Here is a 19,917-nt window from a genome sequence, read left to right as displayed (position 1 = left end):
TCCTTTGCTAACTTACGGGAAAGTATGAATTCAAACGACCCAAACCACCCCAAGAACAAAAAGCGAAAGCTCACTCTAGGATCCGAAGTCCTACAGAGTCTTTTTGAAAATGGCAAGTCGCCATTGTCAGAACAGTTCATGCGTTGGAAATTATGGGCGAAATGGGAAGAAGTTGTGGGTCCCACCATTGCAAAAAATGCAGAGCCGGTGGGATTTCAGCGAGGCGTTCTTTACGTGTGGGTTCGTAACTCATCCTGGATGCAGCAGATGATCTTTTTGAAAGATCAAATCCGCAATACCATCAACGAGAAATTCGAGAATAACTTTGTTCGCTATATCAAGTTCACCCTGGATCGCCATGAGGTTCCTCAGGACGATCAAACGGGTATCAGGGAAATGATCCAAAGACTGGCTCCGGATAACGAAGATTAGTTTGCCGCTGCTGGTGGAAGAGTGGTCTCGGCTTCCGCCGTCGCCGGTTTTGCTTGTGCAGGAATTTCTGACATCAAAGTCAGTGTCGTCGCTTCAACCCATGGTTTGAATTTAATCAAATTCACGTAAGCTCCGCGGAAGCTGCAATGACCTGAAGAGTCTTCGCTTTGTCCTTCTGGAGCAATAGTTTTGCTGGCAACACCAATCACATAAAACTTCGAGCCATGCTCAAAGAATGCGGGACCACCGGAATCACCCTGACAAAATCCTTTGCCTGCAGACTGATCGACTAAAAAGCGATTCTCAGAAAACTGATAGGCGGAAATTTTCAGAATAACGACGCGTAAAACTCCCACGCCCTCTTTAAGATCGGATCCTGCGGCGTTTGTGATGGCGTCTTTGTTCTTACCATAACCGGCAGCGATCAGATCCAGAGTTTCCAAATCCACTTTCATATCCGGATTGGGGATGGAGACAGTGATTGTGTTTTCCGGAAGATCTTCGCCCAAAAGAACCAATGCTAAATCCGCTGTGGGATCTGTTTGATATTCATCAATAGTCACACTTTTAACAACGGGGATTGTTGCGACAGTGACGCCGGAATTCAATTCGATGTAGCTTTGATTGTCGGCATTCAGGCAGTGAGCAGCGGTCAGCACCACTCTGCGAGTTAAGGCAGCTGCTGTACATTGAGTGACGACAACATCCTGGCTGCCCACTTGGGAATCAAGGGGTTTTTTCAAGGATTTAAATGAAAGAACCGTACGGGAAATATCGCTTCCTGGCTTAACATCCTCGCCACCGATTATCGAGGTGTTCGAAGTATTTTTTGAGGTTTTGTTTGCATCACTTTTTGAAGTTGCCGGAACGTACGTTCCGGCGGCATCAAAGCCACCATCCTGACACGCCGTTAAGAATAGAAATGCAAACAGGAAAGTAAGCTTCTTCACTAGTTGCTTCCCTTCTTTGTGATTTCTGCGACAACAAGAGTCCATAGATCTTTAAGAACGTCGTCGTGTTTTTCTTTAAAGAAGTCGTCACCTTTATTCCAAAGTACTGCAAACACGATGGCTAACGCGACGCGAGTGTAGTTTCTATTGATATGCTCGTAAGCGCGGAAAAGTTCCTGGTTTCTTTGATACTTCTTTTGGATCTCTTTGCCCTCTTTAGAATCAAGTCCGCGCAGTAAAAGTACGTTCATGTCCTCGGTGGCAATCTTCAAATAGGCTTCAGGTAAAAAGATGGGCATACGGCCGTTTGCAAAACCGATGGCGCCAAAGACAGCAGAGGAATAATTCGTCAATGCCGCGCGATTGAAGGTTCTGATTTTTGAAACCAAAGTGGACTGGTCCAAAAGGATTCCGTTTTCACGGAAATAGTTTACCAATCCCATGTGGGTTACGCGCTCACCAATAACTCGCGCCAGATCCTTGGTGGTTCGTTCCTGCGGTGTCAGTCTTACGTAATCGGAAATTTGATAGCGGCGACCTTCTTCTTCACGATAAATTTTCTCAACGATATACAAAAGATCTTTTGAAGACAGACCATCATAGTCGCTGAACTCACGCACAGACTTAGTCAGGGCGCGGTCCATGGCGATATCATAGTAGGGAGCAAGGTCATTACGAGCTGTCGTGGAAAACACCTGGTCACAGGCCATAACCTGCCCCTGGGCCGATAAAGACGATACAAAGGGGATAATGAAGGCCATAGCCAAACGCAGGCCCGTGTCCAATTTTAAGACACTATGACAGCGCTCGCGGTTCTTTGGGGGCTTAGCTGGCATATATTACTCCTGACGACATAAAGTGTACGACAGGGAATGCTAGTGCAATCCGGGGACCCAGATCGGATAAAGAAAAAGGCACAGAATTTATGTTCTGTGCCTCCTATTGCGAAGCAGTACGAAAAGGTAACTGTTACCTTTATTCTTCTTTTTCGATGGATGTGCGTAGAAGGCTTTTTACGTTGTTTTTGCGTTGAGTGCCGCCCAATAGGGCTTTCAACTGATTGTGGATGCTTGGATCGTTGATTAAAGCGCCCAGGGTGCCTTCGCCGCGGTCTACTTTGGATACGATGGCATCAAGTTTGTTGATTGTTTGTTTTAGCTTCTCGCCGCTGTTGCCTTCATTTAGTTTGGTCATCATTTGCGAAGCTTCGCCGCTGACTTTGCTTAAGTTCTTGGAAGTGGATTCAAAATTCTCCATGATTTTACCCAGGCGGTTGCCGTCGTTCATGGATTTTGTGATTTTGTACATTTCATTGATCACGTCGAATAGTTTTCCTGCCTCACCACCACGCTCTGAAATCACACCGATCAGGTCTGTCGGTTTTGCAACTTCCAGAATCTCGCCGTCTTTGATTTCAGGATTGCGGGGATCACCGGGAATGATAAAGACAAACTTATCACCCAAAGCACCTTGCGTGCGGATTTCCACCTGGGAGCCTTCGCGGATTCTTCCGGTGAAGGTTTTGTCGACTCTCATCACTACGTCCAAGGCGTTCTTTTCAGATAGGAAGTTGATTTTTTGCACGTTTCCGATCGTAACCCCGGAAAGGGAAACCACACTGCCCTCTGCCAAGCCTTGAACCTGATCAAAGTGGGCGTGAAGGTGAACGTAGGATTTGAAGATGGATTTTTCGCCGCCAATAAAAAATATGGAACCGAGAATAATCACGATACCAATGGCAAGAAAGATTCCGACTTTGACTTGTGTGCTGTGTGAAGATTCCATTACGCGCTTTCTCCGTTGATAAATTCTGTCATGGCGCCGCTCGGTTCTTTTTTCAAAGTATCGATGGTGTATTGTTCACTGATACGCCCGTTTTGTAGAAGTGCGACTTTATCGCACACCGCATAGACCGTAGGCATATCGTGAGTGACCAAAATGGAGGTCATCCCTTTGGATTTCAGTTTCAAAATAGATTCTTGAATCTTTTTAGTATTATAAGGATCCAAACCTGCCGTGGGTTCATCGTACAAAACCACTTCGGGGTGAATCATCATGGCGCGGGCCAGGCCCACACGTTTTTGCATACCACCGGAAAGACTTCCGGGATAAAGCTTTTCGGTGCCCGGAGCCAGACCGAACTCTTCAAGTTGCGCTTTGATCTGCGCTTCCACTTCTTTTTCCGTGAACTTGAAATGTTCACGCAGTGGGTAGGCCAGATTCTCATAAACGGTCATCGAGTCAAATAAAGCACCACCTTGAAAGGCATAGGCTACTTTCTTGCGGATTTCGACCAGTTCAGATTCCCGCATGCCACCGATTTCAATTCCGTCCACAATCACCTGACCCTTGTCAGGTTTTTCCAGGCCCACCAAAGTTCGCAGTAAAACAGATTTTCCAGTGCCTGATCCACCGATCAGGCCCAAGCATTCGCCTTTGCGCACGTAAAAGCTCACGCCCTGGTGAACTTTTTTATCATCAAAGGTTTTGTGAAAGTCGATAACTTCAATAAAGGCTTGTGGTTTTTGTGTCATAGGAATCCCTCCACAATCCAGAAAAGTTTCGAAAGGAAAAAGTCACCGATCAAAATCAGGATAGAGGACACCACCACAGCTTTTGTAGTGGCGATACCCACTTCTTTGGTTCCGTTCTTAACGTTCAAACCAAAATAACAAGCAGGTATAGAGATAAACAGAGAAAAGAAGAAGGTTTTGCCGAATCCAGAAACGTAGTCTCCCACGGAAGAGGTGGAAAGGACCTTCAACAGGTAAAATCCTGGATCAAGTTTAAGTTCAACTGCACCAATGAACAATCCACCAGCATTGGCCACAACGTTGGTGACAGCGCATAGGATTGGTAAAGTGATCAGGCAGGCAAGAACCCGGGGAATAACGATTTTGCGAATCGGGGAGGTGCCCAACGCGCGGATCGCATCCACTTGCTGAGTCACGACCATAGAACCAATTTCACTGGCGATACCCGCACCCACGCGGGCAGCCAACATCAGGCTTGTGAACATCGGACCCATTTCACGCAGTATCGTGACGGCCAATAATTTTGGCACATACATTTTGCCACCGAATTTTTCCAGACCCAATCCGAACTGCAGGGACATTACAGCGCCAATCGTAACTGCAGTTACGACAATCAACGGGGCAGAGCGAATGCCGACTTGGTAAATTTGCTCGCCCAAAAGACGCCAATAGATTTTGGATCCGACAAGCTCGCGGTAAATTTCACGCGTCAACAGACCAATACCACCCAGAAAATGGAAGATCTCGATCGTGAAATTAGTTAAAGGTAAAAGTGCCTGATGCATCTAGGGTGCCTTAAAGTCAGCTTTGAACTTCTCAAATACTGGAAGCTCAGAGTTGAATTGCTTTTCCACGCCACCGTAGCTGAGCGTGTAGTTGCAGCCGTTCTTTTTAAATACCACCAAGGCCAATGCCACTGGAACACCGTCAATCGTACCTGCAGAGATGGTTTGGCGGGACTCGCGACCATTGAAGGTCTTGGTTTCTGTTTTCAGAATTTCAAGTTTGTTGATGGCGCTTAAGGATTCTGTTTCCAGTGTTTGCAGACTTGGGTCTGCATTACTGCCACACTCTGAAAGAAATGAAATCGTGTTGCCAGTCTTTGAGCTCTGCCATGCGCGGTCCGCATTCTTGGATTTGAATGATGAATATGGCGAGCCGGGTTCAGAGAACTCCACGTCTTTTGCGGGCTTTGTTTTTCCGGATGGAAGCTCCACAGATACGCAACTGCCAAGAAGTAAACTCATGATGATGTATTTAAGGTGGTTTCTCATATCGCCTATCTATCGGAATCTTCTAAGGGAAAATTCAGTCATACAAATTCAAACCAGACCTAAGTCGCTGTCATCGCTTTGTCAGGCCTGACAATAATTCTATGAAACATTTTGCCCATCTTGAACATATTTGCCAATAGACGTTTGCAAGGCTGGCATCGTATGTGCAAAAGCACAACGCAGGGGAAAAGGGGTTCTAGGAGTGAACACTTTGCGCAACGTAATTTTGGCAGGATGCCTCTGCTTTGGTCTAGTAGCCAATGCAGTAAATAACAAAGTCAACGGCTTCATCAACTTCCAGGGCGATACAGTGCATTTGGAATTGTTGGGACAGCAAAACTGGGACTATGACGTTAAACGTTTGGATGACAAAGGCCAGACGATCGTCCGTATGACTGTACCTGCACTTGATGAATCGACCATCAAGTCATTGAACACATTTAAAAGTGACATGGTGACGAAAGTTTCTGTAGATCCTCAGGGCGCTGACGGCAAGTCTGTGGTTTCCTTTACCCTTTCTGGCGAAAACATCGAAACATTTGATTATCTGACAGATCAACCTTCGCGCTTGATCATGGATTTCTATTTGAATCCTAATATGGTGAAAGCAGCGAAGAAACTTCCAGCAAAAAAGACTGAACCGACTGCAAAAGATGACGAAGCTAAAGCTGTAAAAACAGCGGCGAAATCTAAAACTGGAGATCGTAAACCAGCCACGTCAGATGCCTTGGCGATTAATAGTGCCGGCCCGGTTGTGGCGCAGGCTGATCAGGTTCATGCCGGAATCTTTGATGGTGGCGATCCCCATTACGAGCGTTTTTCAATCAAACCTTATGATATTAAGGAAGACTCCATCATTCGCGCTAAGGACAACTACTATATTTCATTTCCGATGCTGGAAACTCCGGTGGCCCACTGGGAAAAGTTAAAAGTGACGCCGACAATATATGAAGTCACTCCGAAACCGACGGATGAAAACAAGCAGGCCCGATTGCTTTTGACACTGTTTGAAAAGGAACGCTATGGCGTGTTCCTGAAAACCCGTGATTGGTTCCTCGAGAAGTATCCAAAATCTGAGTACAATGAAATCGTCGATTTCATGACGGGTGACGTGAACTTGGCTTTGTACAACAGCAGCGGAAAAATCGAATACTTTGATGAAGCGATTCAAAAGTACAAAGAAGCTATCGAGAAATATCCAAAATCTCCATTAGCTGAAAGAACGTCATTGAAGATCGGCTATCTGACTTTGGATCGCGGTGACAACCTGGCGGCTTTGCGTCTGTTCAATGAACATATTGAAAACAAAAACTTTGGTGGCAAGGATTCCATCTCCAAGGATCTTGCACGAATGGGAATGGGCTTGGCTTACTCTCGTATTAGCAAGTGGGATGATGCTGTCGCTCAATTTAATGAGATTGAAAAGAGCTCTAACAATCGTGACCTGAAGATCGAAGCGGCCTTCCGTCGTGGTGATGTTTGGGTGCGTGCTAAGAACTACGCGAAATCCATTGAAGAATATAAGAGTGCCCTGAAAAAGTATCCGGAAGGACAAAGCGTCTATCCGAGTGCTTTCTATAATCAGGCAGAATCCATGTTCGGTCTGAAGCAATATCCACAAAGTTTGGACATGTACCGCGAGTTTGTTAAGAAGTTTCCATCTAGTGACCATGCTCCATATGCGATGACCCGTCTGGGGGAGTTGCTGGATATTCTGGGGGCAGATAAATCCCGCGTGATGGGGGCTTATCTTGAAACATACTTCCGTTATGGTGAAACGCCAAGTGCGGTCATTTCCCGTCTGCGTCTGTTGAGTGCACGTATGAAAGGCATGAAACCCAAGGAAACTGCAAACGCCGTGAAAGAGATCATGGAGCTGGCAAAGAAAGTGGATTTGCCAAACATGGAACAATTCGCGACGGTGATGGTTGCTGATGGTTATTCCCAGCGTGACGAGTTTGATAAGTCCATCAATCTGTTGTCAAAATACTATCAGGAGCACCCGGGATCAGTGGATGTGCCTTTAATCACGGGCCGTATCATCAGCAACATTAATGCAAAACTGGATGGTCAGGTTGAAAAAGGTGAATTCATTGGTGCATTGAAAACACACAGTGAATACTCTGACAACTGGCTGAAAAACTCCCATCGTCTGGATACAAAGTACAATGTGGGACGCGCGTTTGAAATGGCCGGGACTCCGACTGAATCAGCTCGTTACTATAAGGATGTACTGAATCGTGTCTATGCGATGGCCGGCACTCAGGAAGCAAAAGAAATCAACGTGAAGGAACAGGTTCCTTCGGTTGAGGAATTGAATCTGCGTTTGGCTGCAGTTTCCGAGGCGGATCAAAAGTACAATCAAGCGTATGAATATCTAAAAAACATCAAGAATCCGGAAAAGCTGACAGAGAAAGAACAGATTGAACGCGTGGGCGTGGCTGTTCGCCTGTTGGAAAGACGCGGCGACACGGACTCTGCAGTTCGTTACCTGGGTGAATTGCTAAGAACCTGGAAAGGTCAGCCGGAACTGGTGGCTGAGCCTTACTTAAGACTTTCAGAGCTACAACTGAAACAGGGCAAAAAAGAGGACGCTCTTCAGGCACTGAACATGATCGACAAGTTGATGGTGGATTCGAAAAAAGTTTCCCCAGTCGTGCATGCGAAGGCTTTGGAAATGATGGGCAACACCTATCTTGAATCCAATCAAAAGGACAAAGCGATTTCTGCTTACGGGAATCTTTTGGAGCAATACGAAGACAAGCGTCCGCTTTCTTCTATTCGCTATAAGTTAGGTCAGATTTATTTTAATCGCGGCGATGTTCAAAAAGCAGCGGAAGTTTGGAACGAATTCAAAGGTCAAAAAAGTGGCTTTTGGAAAAACCTTGCGCAGGAGCAGCTGAAGAACTCCGAGTGGCGAGACGGTTATAAAAAGTATATTCAAAGAATTCCGGCAATGGCAGCGGACAAGCAGGATAGCAAGTAGGAGTAGGGACAGCATGTCGTATTTTGATTTTGATGCTTTAAACATCGAAGACAGAAAAATGAACGAAGCAAAGCAACTGGGTTTGCAGCTTGCGGCCACGCAGGCAAGTCTTCTGGTTGTGGGTGAAGCGGGTGTGGGTAAAACCAGCCTGGCTCGATATATCTACTCGAAAAGCCGTGCAAATAAATTGCAAGTGCTGGAATGCAAAAATGCCGGAGGCTTTAATTTTGATAAAGTCGATGGTGGCACTTTGCTGATCGAGGATCTGGATTGCGCATCATCACACGTGCAGGCGGAGTTGATGAAGCTTGCCGAACGAACTGATGGCACTCGCCCGCGTTTCATTTCTACATCACGGCGTGATTTGCGCGCGATGGTGAAGCAGGAACAATTCAGACAGGACTTGTTTTATAAAATTGCGGTAATTCATTTGGAAATTCCCCGCCTGGAAGATCGTACCAATGACTTCCAGGGGATTGTGAGCTTTATTCTGGAAGTAACTCAGATCATGCATGGTCGCAGGGGATTGAGCTTTTCGGTCGACGCTTATGCCCGTTTGAATTCCTGGAACTGGCCTGGAAATATCCGTGAGCTTGAGAATGTGATCGAGCGTGCGGTGGTGTTGACCAAAGGCCAGATCATTGAAATGCAATCTATTCAATTTGAATCGGTAAAGGACGAAACGGCAGCAGATTTTGCTCCGGGAATGTCCCTTTCTGCTGTCGAGAAGCGTCTGATTCTTCAGACCCTTGAGCTGACGGCACAGAACCGCACGCGTGCGGCGCAAATGCTTGGAATCAGTATCAGAACCTTGAGAAACAAACTCAACGAGTACAGGGAAGAAGGTGTCGCATGAGTGGTGATATTTTCGATAAAACGATAAACGGCCTCGCAACGTCAATGCGTATGAGGCAGCTCCGCAATAACATTACGTCTTCCAATATTGCGAATGCGGAGACTCCGGGTTATCACGCGAAAAAAATGGACTTCGAGGAGGCTTTGTCCCGCTCGATGAACATGGATGGCATGAATGCCCTAAGCACCAGCGCCGGTGATCACTTTTCACTGGGTGGTGTTTCTGTAGCCAAGACTCGACCAGACATTTATGAAAATCCAGAGGGTGCAGTCAACAATGACGGCAATACTGTGGACTTGGAAAAGGAAATGTCGGCGTTGTCAGAGAATGCCATCATGTACAAAACCGCACTTCAGCTGATCAATAAAAAAATGGCAGCATTGAAGTACGCAGCGTCTGAAGGTCGTTAGTAATTTTTAATCACGAACAGGATGTTCGGGAGTAAATCATGGCTGATTTTTTAACCGGTATGAGAATTAGTAGCAGTGGTATGGCAGCGCAAAGAATGCGCATGAATACCATTGCCAGCAATATCGCCAATATCAATACGACCCAGACCCCGGAAGGCGGCCCGTACCGCCGTAAAGACGTCGTTTTTGAAAGTATGCCCGACGCTAAGAATTTTGGCGAAATCGTGACAGGCACAGACCCTATGGGAAATATGCAACGGGTCCAGGTCACAGATATTATCTCGGATCGCAAGGCGCCGTTGTTGAAGTATGAGCCGGATCATCCTGATGCAAATCCAGAGGGTTACGTCGCTTATCCCAATATCAATCTCATGGAAGAAATGACCAATATGATACAATCGTCGCGTTCTTACGAGGCCAATGTATCGGCAATGCAGGCGTCAAAAGATATGGCCATGAGTGCTTTGGAGATAGGAAGATAGTTCCTAGACTAGGTTGAAAAAGCAGGAATTTTTTAAACGTATAGCTTACAATTTTTAGAGAGTACTCAGTACAAGGAGAAGTGAAGCCATGGAAGGTTTTACAGTATCAAATGCAAACAGATTTCTCGAGACAGGCAATCTGCGTGATTCCAAATCACTGTCTATCTCGGGCGCAACGACACCACTGAATTCAACATCTGAATCTGGCAAGAGCTTTGCTGATACCTTGAAGGATGCCGTAAGTTCTGTGAATGAATTGCAAAAAACTTCAGACAAGTTTGCGCAAAATATCGCCACTGGAAAAACGGATGATGTCGCGGGTGCGATGATCGCCTCCGAAAAAGCCGACATCGCATTGCGAGTCATGGTTCAAGTACGCAATAAAATTATCGATGCGTACCAAGAAGTCATGAAAATGCAGGTTTAGTTTTTAGTTTATTTTTACTGATACATGTTTCGTTAGATCGCGTGCTTTGGCGGAGTCAAAGCGTAAGACCGGAGGGATTCTTTGAACAAAATTTTTGGTGGATTGGTTGTCCAGTTCCGTGAGTTCTTTAAAAATCTGGGTCCAACCAAAAGACTTTCAGTTATTGCCGTTACCTTAATCGCGGTAGTAGCTTTATTGACGATGATGTTCATGGCGTCCGGCAAGGACTATGTTCCTCTTTTTACAAACATTCCAACTGAACAGGTTTCCACGATCGTTGCCAAACTGAACGAAAAGAATATTCCGTTCCAGCTGCGCGATGGTGGTAAAACAGTAGCGATCCCCAAAGAGCTTCTGCATTCAACGCAAATGACGATGATGGCAGAAATTGGTTCCCCAAAAATGGGTTCTATCGGCCTGGAGCTTTTCGACAAGCAGGATTTCGGCGTAAACTCTTACGCGCAAAAGATCAATTATCAAAGAGCACTGCAAGGGGAGTTGATGAGAGCCATCAACACATTGACGGCGGTGAAACAATCCAAAGTCATCCTGGCTCTTCCAAATAAAAAGACATTCCTTGAAGAAGGCGGTTCGCCTTCAGCATCCGTTGTAGTTGAACTTCACCAGGGTAAAGAACTTTCCCAGGAACAAGTTCGCGGTATCCGTTACCTGGTTGCAAATGCAGTTGAAGGCATGGATGCGGATAAAGTCGCGGTCCTGGATGAGCGTGGTAAAGTACTGACTCGTGCCTCTGATGGTACAACCGGTGGCTCCAACGATTTGTTGGACCTGAAAGCCAAAGTGGAAGGTGATTTCGAAGATCGTATCGAAGACATCCTTTCCAAAGTAGTGGGTCACGCTAAAGTGGTGGCTAAAGTGGATGCCACTTTGAATCACCGTGTGATCTCTTCAGTCGAAGAATTAGTGGATCCGGACAAGACAGCGATTCGCTCCCAACAATCCGAAGAGGAATCTTTGGATGGGGCGCGTACCAATCCTTCTGGTGTTCCAGGTTCCCGTTCCAATATTCCAGGTGCTGAAGACGGTTCCGGCCAGGTGGGTTTTAAACAGGACGTTAAAAAAGAACTTAAGACAATCAACTACGAGGTTCCTAAAACAGTCCGCAATATTCGCGAAGCGGCTGGTAATCTGGAGCGCCTGAGTGTGGCGGTTGTGGTTGATGGCGTTCATGTGACGACGAAGAACGCAGACGGCACGACGGAAAGCAAATGGCAGCCTCGTTCTGTGGAAGAAGTTAAAAAGTATGAGGATCTGATTAAAGGTGCCATTGGTTTCAATGCCGCACGTGGTGACTCGGTTAAAGTTGAATCCATTCAGTTCCAACCGGAAGACTTTTCTGAAGCAGAGAAAATACTGACGACGCTTGAGCGTAAGAAGCTGATCCATGCATTGTTCAAATGGGCATTGCTGGGTTTCTCTTTGGCGCTGTTCTTTTTCATCGTGGTTCGTCCCTTCATGCAATGGATCACCGACAGCTTCCAGGATTCTGTTGAAGAGATGTTGCCAAGAACGATCGAAGAACTTGAAGAACTTCAATCTGTGGATAACACGCTTCCTGGTATGTCAACGGCCCTTCCTGTTCTGCAGGAATCCATTGATCCAGAGAAAGCTGAGTCTGAATTATTGAAAGACCGTATCATGGCCACAATGGGTCGTGACGAGGAAAAAGCGGCCAATGCCTTCGGCATGTGGTTGGTTAGGAAGGATCCGTAATGAAACTGCATAAAGCCGAACATATTGAGTACGAACAGCTCAAAGGTTTCGACAAAGCGGCGATACTTATCAATTACCTTGGTAAGGATGCGGTGAAGGTCCTCTTGCGTCGCATGGATGATGCGGATATTCGCAAGCTGATCAATCAAATGAGTAAATTGCGTGTCGTTCCGGTTCATGTGACAAAACGTGTGCTGGAAGAATTCTATGAAATGATTTCTGAGACTGAAGACTATATCTTCTCTGAATCCATCTCTGCGAAAGAAACAATCGTGGATGCATTGGGCGAGGAACGTGCCAGAGGTATCCTGGGTGGTTTGAATATCACAACAGGTGGCTCCCGTTCATTGGAATCCCTGGAGATGGTCGATGCCAAGTCATTGGCGACCTTCCTGGTGAATGAACATCCGCAGACAGTTGCGGTGATCCTGGCTCACTTGGAGCCGGAGAAAAAGGGTGAGGTTCTAAAACGTCTTCCAGAGGCTTTACAGGCAGAGGTTGTTCTGCGTATGGCCAATTTGGAACACGTCGATCCTGAGCTTATTGCCGAGATCGATCGCGTATTAAAAAATCAATTGTCCAACACTGCAACCGTGGAACAAGCCGCATTGGGCGGGGTTCAGCCGGTGGCGGAAATGCTCAACGTTATGGACAAAAACACGGAAACGGCGATCATGTCCCGCTTGGAAGAAAAAGATCCACTTCTTGCCGAAGAGATCCGCAAACTTATGTTTGTCTTCGACGACATCATCAAAATCGACGACCGTGGTATTCAGGCGCTTCTCAAGGAAGTACCGAACGACAAACTTTTGTTGGCACTCAAAACTTCCAGCGAAGATATTCGTGTCAAAATCTTCAAGAATATCTCCGCTCGTGCGGCCGAGATGTTACGCGAAGATTTGTCGAACATGGGACCTTCCCGTTTGTCCGACGTCGAATCTGCTCAGCAAGAGATTGTCAATGCGGCTCGCCGCTTAGAGGCGGAAGGCAAAATCCTGATTGCAAGAGGCGGTTCAGAAGATGCAATGGTCTAGTAGCGGCAAACAGGGCCCTGGGGCTCACACTAAAGCGGTCCTTAAAAAGGATGTGGCTGAAAAAACAGTCCTGGAGTTCGTACCAGCTAAATTTGAGTTGGGCACTCCCTCTCAGGCCATGGACTATTTGACGCAAAAGAAGCGTGGTTCTGATTTCCGCATGAACGATGCGATCCGTATTCAAACGGGTGTCGATCAGGTTGAGAAAGTTGACGAGCAAGAGAAGATCGAAGCCGCAGCTTTGGATAAACTTAAGGAAATTCAGGAGCAAGCTTACCAGGAAGCCTACAACTTGGGACTTGAAGAAGGCCGCAAAGAGGCTTTTGAAAAAGTCTCTGAAGAAATCGTAACCCGCATGCAGGGGTTGGATGAATTATTGTTGGGCGTGAAAGAACTTAAAAAAGAACTCGCAGCTTTTAATGAAAATCACCTGGTAACACTTGCTTATAAAATGGCAGGTCGCCTGGCGAAGGCAGAACTTTCCACTAATAATGAAGCCATGGTGCAAATCTTAAGAGATGCAGTCAGCCTTGCTCAGGATGAAGAGCAAATCACAGTCCATGTTTCTCAGGAACAATTTGAGTTTTTGGAAGAACTGAAAAAAGAAACAGGTCGTGATCTGGAATTCACAAAAAAAATCCGCTTCGAACCAAGCACTGAAATCATGGCTGGCGGCTGTATTGTTGAAACAAACTACGGTGAAGTCGATGCCCGCGTGGAACAGCGCTTGGAGCAATTGTGGTCTGTGCTTTCCGAGAACATGCCCAAAGTAAAAGATAAGGTTGCAAGTTAATGAGTGAAATGTCTCTTGATCTGGATAAATATTCCGACCTGGTCAACTCCATCCATTTGACCCGCGATAGCGGCAAAGTGACGGAAGTGAACGGGATGCTGATCAAGGGATACCTGCCGGGCGCCAGCGTCGGCAGTATCGTGCAAATCAATCCCACAGGTCTTGATCGCTCCTTCCTTGCGGAAGTGGTGGGATTTAAAGACAAGCACGTATTGATGATGGCCCTCAATGATATGAGAGGCGTCGCTTTAGGTTCCAAGATTATTCTTTCCCGTCAAATTGCCACTGTGCGCGCTGGCGACGAGCTATTGGGTCGCGTGGTGGATGGTTTGGGTCGACCTTTGGATAACAAAGGCGAGATCGAAAATTTCCGTGAAGTTCCTTTGTACAGTGAGATTCGTAATCCCCTTGAACGACAGCCAATTCGCGAGCCCCTGGATGTGGGTATCCGCGCGATCAATGGCGCATTAACCGCAGGCCAAGGCCAGCGTGTCGCTATTATGGCAGGTTCCGGTGTGGGTAAGTCCGTGTTGTTGGGTATGATGGCCCGTAACACCAGTGCCGACGTCAACGTGATCGCCATGATTGGTGAACGTGGTCGTGAGGTGCGTGAGTTTATCGAGCATGATTTGGGTCCTGAAGGTATGGCTCGCTCCGTGGTTGTCTGCGTGACGAGTGATCAAAGTCCTCTTCTGCGTATGCGTGGTGCCTATGTGGCAACAGCCATGGCAGAGTACTTCAGCGCTCAGGGTAAAAATGTTTTATTAATGATGGATTCGGTGACTCGTTTTGCCATGGCTCAACGTGAAATCGGTTTGTCGACGGGCGAGCCACCTTCTCAAAAAGGTTACACGCCGTCTGTATTTGCAACTCTTCCGAAACTGCTGGAGCGCGCCGGTAACTTTGAAGGCGAAGGCAGTATTACAGGTTTCTACACCACTCTCGTAGAGGGTGATGATATGAATGATCCAATCGGGGACTCTGTTCGTTCCATCGTGGACGGACATATCGTGCTTTCACGTGCCCTGGCAGCCCGTGGTCACTATCCTGCGATTGATATCATGCAAAGTGCATCGCGTGTTATGAAGGCTGTTTCGTCCTCTGAACACGTGCGACTGGCGCAAAAGCTGAAAGAGACTTTGGCAGTTTATAAAGATGCAGAAGATTTGATCAATATCGGGGCTTACAAGCCGGGTTCCAATCCCAAGATCGATAAGGCTGTGAAGATTATTGATCAGGTGAACGACTTCTTAAAGCAAAGAGTCGAGGATCCCACCAATTTCAACAATACCGTTCGCATGCTTCAGCAAATCCTGATCAACGCTTAATCGGGGGTGATTCGTGAGATTCAAATTTCCCCTGCAAAAAGTCCTTGAACATCGCAAGGTCGTGGAAAACATCGCCCAGAAGAACTTTCAGGACGCGGTGGATGTATTAAATGAATATCAGGCCAAGCTGGATAAGATGCATCAGGATATCCTGGATGCGCAAGCCCGCGCGGGGAGCCTGGTTCAGGCCGGGGGCGCCCAAGGTCCAGCCCTTTCCCAGATCCATGATTTTTTAAAAGGCCATAAGATCCGCATCCAGCACCAAGAGCAAAATATTCAAGAGATCGAGAAAATAGTCGAGGCCAAGAGAGAAATTTTGCGACAAGCCGCTCTAGACTATAAAATTATGGAGAAGACCCGGGAAAATCAGTTCGAGGAATACAAAGCCGAACGAAAGATCCAGGATCAAAAAGAGATGGATGAGCAGGCGATCCTGCGGTTTAAGAAAAACAGCTGAACAGGATGTTCTGCTCGATTCAAGGATGAAGGAAGTCGATGAAAACTGGATACGATCAGTTCTTTAAAAATGCACGCAAAGTTGCTGACGAGAATAACGGGAGTGTGAAATTCACAAAGAATCCCGCGTCGCCTCGCTTGCATTTGGATCTATCCTCTGAAGACGTTGAGCAGCAACTGCGTCGTCGCATGAAAATGTCAGCACCAAAAAAGAAAAAAAAGAAATCCGGCGTTCATTGGAAAATGGCCAGTTTTTCATTCTTGGGATTGATCCTTGCCGTTGTGGGTTTTCAAAATCACGAAGAAATAGATAATGTTTTAAAACGCGTCGAAATCACTTTGAATGGTGGTGCGATGGCTCAATCTGCTCCGGCTCCAGCGGCACCAGCTGCAGAGGAAAAAACGGTCGCGGAAGCGGCTCCTGAAGCCAAGCCGGTTTCGTTATCGACCGATGAAATCGATCATCTGACAAAACTGACAGACAGAAGAAAAGAACTTGATGCGCGCGAAGAAGAATTGAATCGTCAGGAGACAGAGCTTCAGGCACAGAAAGTTGAATTGGATAAACGCTTAAAGGAACTTGAAGACATGCGTGGCAGAATTTCCAGCATGCTTGAGGACCGGGTCAAGGCTGACGACCAGAAAGTCGATACCTTGGTACAGATGTATACCAATATGAAACCCCCACAGGCGGCCAAAGTCTTTGAGACGATGGACGAGGATTTGGTGGTTGAGATACTTGGTCGTATGAAAAAGAAAAATGCTGCTGATATCATGAATTTGTTGAAACCGGAGAAAGCTCAGATCATTTCTGAGAAGTACGCCGGTTACAAACGTGCTCCAGCATCTGAAAAATAGGAGGAAAAAAGAGTGTTAAACATAGTCGGCCCCCCAATGGTGGGTGCGACCGAATTGAAGTCTCAAGCTTCTGACAAACTTCAGGAGAAAGATTTCAAAAGTTCCGGTGCCGATTCGGGTTTTGGTAAAGCTCTTCAGGACAAAATCAGCCTGAGAAGTCCGAAAGAAACCAAAGAATCAGCGAAACAGGAAACCAGAGCTAAAGACTCTAACGACTCGAAAGAGCCTAAGGAAGAAAAAGCTCCGGCGAATGAATCGAAACCAGAACGTAAGGTCAGCACTAACGATGGGAAAGAAAAGCGGGCGGCGAATCGACAGCAGGCAATCAAAGAATTCATGGACTCATTCGAGAGTGAATTTGAAATCCCTCCCACACGACTTGTGGAAGCGATGGCCGAACTGGACGACAGCCAGCTCAAACAATCCCCTGAAGTGACAGCGCAAGCTGTGATTGATCAATTAGACTTGGACGATGACCAGGCAGAACAAGCCACGGCCATGTATGCGTCCTTGCTTGCTCAATTGCAGCAAATGCCACAACCGCAAACTCCGAAACCGATGCCGGAAATGGCAGCGGGTATTGGTATGTCGCAAGAGCACATGCAAATGCGAGTGGCAGCAGCGCAGGAAAAGCAGAACCAAATCGGGACTGCAGTTGATAACTTGAATAAGAAGTTCTGGATGAAACAGGAAGCGCCGGCGAAAGCCACGGCAATGCCTGATCTGGGTGGCTCGTTGGCATCACGCATGATGATGGACGACAGCGCCATGAAGCCTGAAGCCGAGATGCCAATGGAAGCGGCGGTGCCGGCTCCAGCAGCTCCGGAAGTGGCCCAACAGAGTCTTCTGGATAAGCTGCCTCCGCATTTGCAGGGTCAGATGAAGGAGACTATGTCTCCGGCATTGTTAGCGGCATTGGCGGCAAAACAGGCAGCAGCGGCAGCCCAGCAAAAAACCGAAGGTGCCGTGATGGAGGAGTCATCAGTGGAGCTGACTGACGAATTCACCAAAGCCCTTGAGGCTCCACGTATGGAGAAGCCTCAGCAGATGGATTTGATGAAGCAGGCCGTGAACGGAAAAGTCGGTCCTGAATCATTCTTCCAACAGGAGAATCAAGGTCAATCCATGATGCAGAACTCGGCACAGCAGTTCATGCAGCAGGGAATGACAGAGGGCAAGGATGCAGCCCAGGAAAAACTGACGACCAAGGCCGCGGAATTCAAGTCCGAGTTGATGGGACTTGAAAGTCTGCAGGCGCAGCCGATCAAGGGTGAAAGCCTGAAGTTTGATCCGGCAATGGCGGCAATGGCACCTAAAGCACCGGTGAATGCAGCAGCGAACGAAGCCAACGTGAAGCAATTGATGGATCAAGCCCAATACCTGATTAAAAAAGGTGGCGGTGAAGTGAAAGTTCAGATGTCCTCTGAGGATATGGGAACAATTCACTTGAAAGTCATGCTTCAGGACGGAAAAGTGAATCTTCAAATGCAGGCGGACTCTCCAGAGGCGAAAAAGACGATTGAGTCTAGTCTAGTTGATTTGAAGAACAGTCTTGCTGCTCACAAATTGTCCGTGGAAAATGTTAAAGTGGATGTTGTGAACACGACGTCTGCCGACACAGCGACGCAAAACCAAAATAATACGAACGGCCAAGGTCAAAGAGACCAGGCACGTCAGTTCTGGAATCAATTCAACGACAGCTTTGGAAATCAGGGTCGTCGTGAATCCTTCACTGATATGCAACCGCTTCGTGGCTATGCTGGTAAACGTCGTGATCCTTTGCAGCCTATCGATACCGCGTCTGTGAAGGCAGCACCGCGTACGACAGAAGGCAAAGGCAGCGGATTGAATCTTGTAGCTTAATGGCGGCGGTAGCCGGAAAAGGGGAACTTGAATGACAGTGGTCAACACGAAATTGGGAGTAAATGCTTTCGGGGCAACATCTGAAAAACCGACAAGCACCAATGTCGCAAGCTCATTGAGCGCTCATGATAAAGCGAAAGTCGGAGATGAAGATCTTGGCGCGGTGGCGAACAAGCTTGCGGATCCGAATTGGACTGATCCCACTCAGAAAATTCGTACAACGGGTAATCCGAATATGGATAAGGATGCGTTCTTCAAACTGATGCTGACGCAAATGAAGAATCAGGATCCGACAAACCCGATGAAGTCCCATGAAATGGCGGCTCAATTGGCGAACTTCTCGTCACTCGAGCAAATGCAGAATATCAACAAGACACTTGAAGAAATGAAGGCAGCACAAAAACCTTCTGAAAACTTCCAGGCGTTGAACTTGATCGGCAAAGCGGTTGCGGGGGATTCATCCAAAGTTGTGCGCGGTACGAATGACAGAGACCATGATTTCCGTTTCTCATTGCCGATGGCGGCAGAGGAAGTGACTGTGAAAGTGCGTGATGCTGATGGAGCCGTTGTGCGCGAATACAACCTGAAGGGTCTGAAACAAGGCGAGAACAAACTCACTTGGAATGGTGAAGACGCAAAAGGTATGAAAGCAGCAGCAGGTGAATATCAGTTCCTTGCAGAAGCAAAAACAGCTGACGGAAAAAAACTAGGCATCAAAACAGATTTCGATGGCGTTATCACTGGCGTGAGTTATTCCTCTGAAGGCCCGGTTCTAAATGTTGGAAATCAGGCAATTCGCTTCAGAGACGTGAAAAAGATCACAGACCCTCGTCTTATGAGGAACGACCAGAATGTAAATGATGTCACCAACCTAGACTTGAAAAAGGATGATGTCACAGGACAAACTAAAAAAGAGGCGAATGTAGTTCAACAAAGTTCTACTACTGCGTCAGCTCCTGCGGCAAAATCGAAGATCATGGATACGGTGGGTTTATCTCGCGACATGATGGAAAAGATCGCGAAGGAGACGGCGAAGTAAAATGGTAGACTTAAAGAAGATACAAACATTTGATCAACTCGTTCCCAAGCAGCCGGCAAAGGTGCAAACCGATGTAGGCGCAGGCACGGGTCCTTCCTTCAAGGATACTCTTGAAAAGCTCGGCGGGCCGATTGCGACCCCTCAAGCAAGTCAAGTGGCTCCACAAGGCTTAACAAAGCCGATTGAAGGAGTGAAGTTTTCGAATCATGCGATTGAGCGAATGAGTACTCGAGGGATTAATTATAGTCCTGAGGATATTAACAAGCTGAATGATGCGGTTTCGAGAGCTGCGGCGAAAGGTTCCAAGGATTCATTGGTTTTGATGAATGACTCGGCACTGATTGTCAGCGTGAAGAATAAGACTGTTGTTACAGTGATGGACAAGACCGCATTGAAAGAAAATGTGTTCACAAACATCGATAGCACAGTGGTTATTTAACCGCAAAACGTGTTGAAGCTGT

Annotated in this window: 21 protein-coding genes; 15 read left to right on the top strand and 6 right to left on the bottom strand. The window is 47.0% G+C overall.

What is annotated here, in order from left to right; genetic code table 11:
- Positions 1 to 24 precede the first annotated feature (24 nt).
- Positions 25 to 432, top strand: coding sequence for a DUF721 domain-containing protein (locus ACLVWU_RS16460; RefSeq protein ID WP_413575978.1), 408 nt, complete (start codon positions 25 to 27; stop codon positions 430 to 432).
- On the opposite strand, the gene ACLVWU_RS16455 is transcribed toward ACLVWU_RS16460, so the two are convergent.
- The 6 genes from ACLVWU_RS16455 to ACLVWU_RS16430 all read right to left on the bottom strand — a co-directional run bounded on the left by ACLVWU_RS16455 (position 429) and on the right by ACLVWU_RS16430 (position 5,190).
- Entirely contained in the window at positions 429 to 1,382 is a 954-nt protein-coding gene (locus tag ACLVWU_RS16455) for a trypsin-like serine protease (protein ID WP_413575977.1), read from the bottom strand. The two genes, ACLVWU_RS16460 and ACLVWU_RS16455, sit on opposite strands and share 4 nt — an antisense overlap.
- On the bottom strand, positions 1,382 to 2,218 hold the full coding sequence (locus ACLVWU_RS16450) for a hypothetical protein (protein ID WP_413575976.1): 837 nt from the start codon (positions 2,216 to 2,218) through the stop codon (positions 1,382 to 1,384). Before ACLVWU_RS16450 ends, ACLVWU_RS16455 begins: the two co-directional genes overlap by 1 nt.
- Positions 2,219 to 2,357: 139 nt before the next feature.
- Positions 2,358 to 3,167, bottom strand: coding sequence for an MlaD family protein (locus ACLVWU_RS16445; protein ID WP_413575975.1), 810 nt, complete (start codon positions 3,165 to 3,167; stop codon positions 2,358 to 2,360).
- Positions 3,167 to 3,916, bottom strand: coding sequence for an ABC transporter ATP-binding protein (locus ACLVWU_RS16440; RefSeq protein ID WP_413575974.1), 750 nt, complete (start codon positions 3,914 to 3,916; stop codon positions 3,167 to 3,169). The genes ACLVWU_RS16445 and ACLVWU_RS16440 overlap by 1 nt, the downstream gene beginning before the upstream one ends.
- Positions 3,913 to 4,701, bottom strand: a complete 789-nt coding sequence (locus ACLVWU_RS16435) for an MlaE family ABC transporter permease (RefSeq protein ID WP_413575973.1) — start codon at positions 4,699 to 4,701, stop codon at positions 3,913 to 3,915. The genes ACLVWU_RS16440 and ACLVWU_RS16435 overlap by 4 nt, the downstream gene beginning before the upstream one ends.
- Positions 4,702 to 5,190, bottom strand: coding sequence for a hypothetical protein (locus tag ACLVWU_RS16430; RefSeq protein WP_413575972.1), 489 nt, complete (start codon positions 5,188 to 5,190; stop codon positions 4,702 to 4,704).
- A gap of 202 nt (positions 5,191 to 5,392) precedes the next feature.
- Between ACLVWU_RS16430 and ACLVWU_RS16425 the strand changes: the two genes are divergently transcribed.
- From ACLVWU_RS16425 to ACLVWU_RS16360, 14 genes are all read left to right on the top strand, one after another.
- A complete protein-coding gene (locus ACLVWU_RS16425; protein ID WP_413575971.1) occupies positions 5,393 to 8,176 on the top strand; it encodes a tetratricopeptide repeat protein in 2,784 nt (927 codons plus the stop codon).
- Positions 8,177 to 8,189: 13 nt separating this feature from the next.
- Positions 8,190 to 9,032 (top strand): sigma 54-interacting transcriptional regulator, encoded by an 843-nt coding sequence (locus ACLVWU_RS16420; RefSeq protein ID WP_413575970.1) that lies wholly within the window; start codon positions 8,190 to 8,192, stop codon positions 9,030 to 9,032.
- On the top strand, positions 9,029 to 9,442 hold the full coding sequence (gene flgB, locus ACLVWU_RS16415; RefSeq protein ID WP_413575969.1) for a flagellar basal body rod protein FlgB: 414 nt from the start codon (positions 9,029 to 9,031) through the stop codon (positions 9,440 to 9,442). Before ACLVWU_RS16420 ends, flgB begins: the two co-directional genes overlap by 4 nt.
- A gap of 38 nt (positions 9,443 to 9,480) precedes the next feature.
- Complete coding sequence (flgC, locus tag ACLVWU_RS16410; RefSeq protein ID WP_413575968.1) at positions 9,481 to 9,924, top strand: flagellar basal body rod protein FlgC; 444 nt, start codon at positions 9,481 to 9,483, stop codon at positions 9,922 to 9,924.
- An 88-nt stretch (positions 9,925 to 10,012) separates the two neighbouring features.
- The gene (fliE, locus tag ACLVWU_RS16405; RefSeq protein ID WP_413575967.1) at positions 10,013 to 10,351 is read left to right on the top strand and encodes a flagellar hook-basal body complex protein FliE; all 339 of its coding nucleotides are present in this window, start codon (positions 10,013 to 10,015) and stop codon (positions 10,349 to 10,351) included.
- A gap of 81 nt (positions 10,352 to 10,432) precedes the next feature.
- Positions 10,433 to 12,085, top strand: a complete 1,653-nt coding sequence (fliF, locus tag ACLVWU_RS16400; RefSeq protein ID WP_413575966.1) for a flagellar basal-body MS-ring/collar protein FliF — start codon at positions 10,433 to 10,435, stop codon at positions 12,083 to 12,085.
- Entirely contained in the window at positions 12,085 to 13,119 is a 1,035-nt protein-coding gene (fliG, locus tag ACLVWU_RS16395; RefSeq protein WP_413575965.1) for a flagellar motor switch protein FliG, read from the top strand. Before fliF ends, fliG begins: the two co-directional genes overlap by 1 nt.
- Positions 13,106 to 13,912, top strand: coding sequence for a FliH/SctL family protein (locus tag ACLVWU_RS16390; protein WP_413575964.1), 807 nt, complete (start codon positions 13,106 to 13,108; stop codon positions 13,910 to 13,912). The genes fliG and ACLVWU_RS16390 overlap by 14 nt, the downstream gene beginning before the upstream one ends.
- The gene (locus tag ACLVWU_RS16385; RefSeq protein ID WP_413575963.1) at positions 13,912 to 15,240 is read left to right on the top strand and encodes a FliI/YscN family ATPase; all 1,329 of its coding nucleotides are present in this window, start codon (positions 13,912 to 13,914) and stop codon (positions 15,238 to 15,240) included. Before ACLVWU_RS16390 ends, ACLVWU_RS16385 begins: the two co-directional genes overlap by 1 nt.
- 13 nt (positions 15,241 to 15,253) lie before the next feature.
- On the top strand, positions 15,254 to 15,697 hold the full coding sequence (gene fliJ / locus ACLVWU_RS16380) for a flagellar export protein FliJ (protein WP_413575962.1): 444 nt from the start codon (positions 15,254 to 15,256) through the stop codon (positions 15,695 to 15,697).
- A 38-nt stretch (positions 15,698 to 15,735) separates the two neighbouring features.
- Positions 15,736 to 16,554: a MotE family protein gene (locus ACLVWU_RS16375; protein WP_413575961.1), complete on the top strand. Its 819-nt coding sequence runs from the start codon at positions 15,736 to 15,738 to the stop codon at positions 16,552 to 16,554.
- A 12-nt stretch (positions 16,555 to 16,566) separates the two neighbouring features.
- Positions 16,567 to 18,417, top strand: a complete 1,851-nt coding sequence (locus tag ACLVWU_RS16370; protein ID WP_413575960.1) for a flagellar hook-length control protein FliK — start codon at positions 16,567 to 16,569, stop codon at positions 18,415 to 18,417.
- A 31-nt stretch (positions 18,418 to 18,448) separates the two neighbouring features.
- Positions 18,449 to 19,456, top strand: a complete 1,008-nt coding sequence (locus ACLVWU_RS16365; protein ID WP_413575959.1) for a flagellar hook assembly protein FlgD — start codon at positions 18,449 to 18,451, stop codon at positions 19,454 to 19,456.
- Between the two features lies 1 nt (position 19,457).
- On the top strand, positions 19,458 to 19,895 hold the full coding sequence (locus ACLVWU_RS16360) for a TIGR02530 family flagellar biosynthesis protein (RefSeq protein ID WP_413575958.1): 438 nt from the start codon (positions 19,458 to 19,460) through the stop codon (positions 19,893 to 19,895).
- Positions 19,896 to 19,917: the final 22 nt, after the last annotated feature.

Origin of the sequence: Bdellovibrio sp. HCB290 (assembly GCF_047305925.1) — a bacterium.
Classification (GTDB): Bacteria; Bdellovibrionota; Bdellovibrionia; order Bdellovibrionales; family Bdellovibrionaceae; genus Bdellovibrio.
This window is presented reverse-complemented; position numbering and strand designations above follow the sequence as displayed.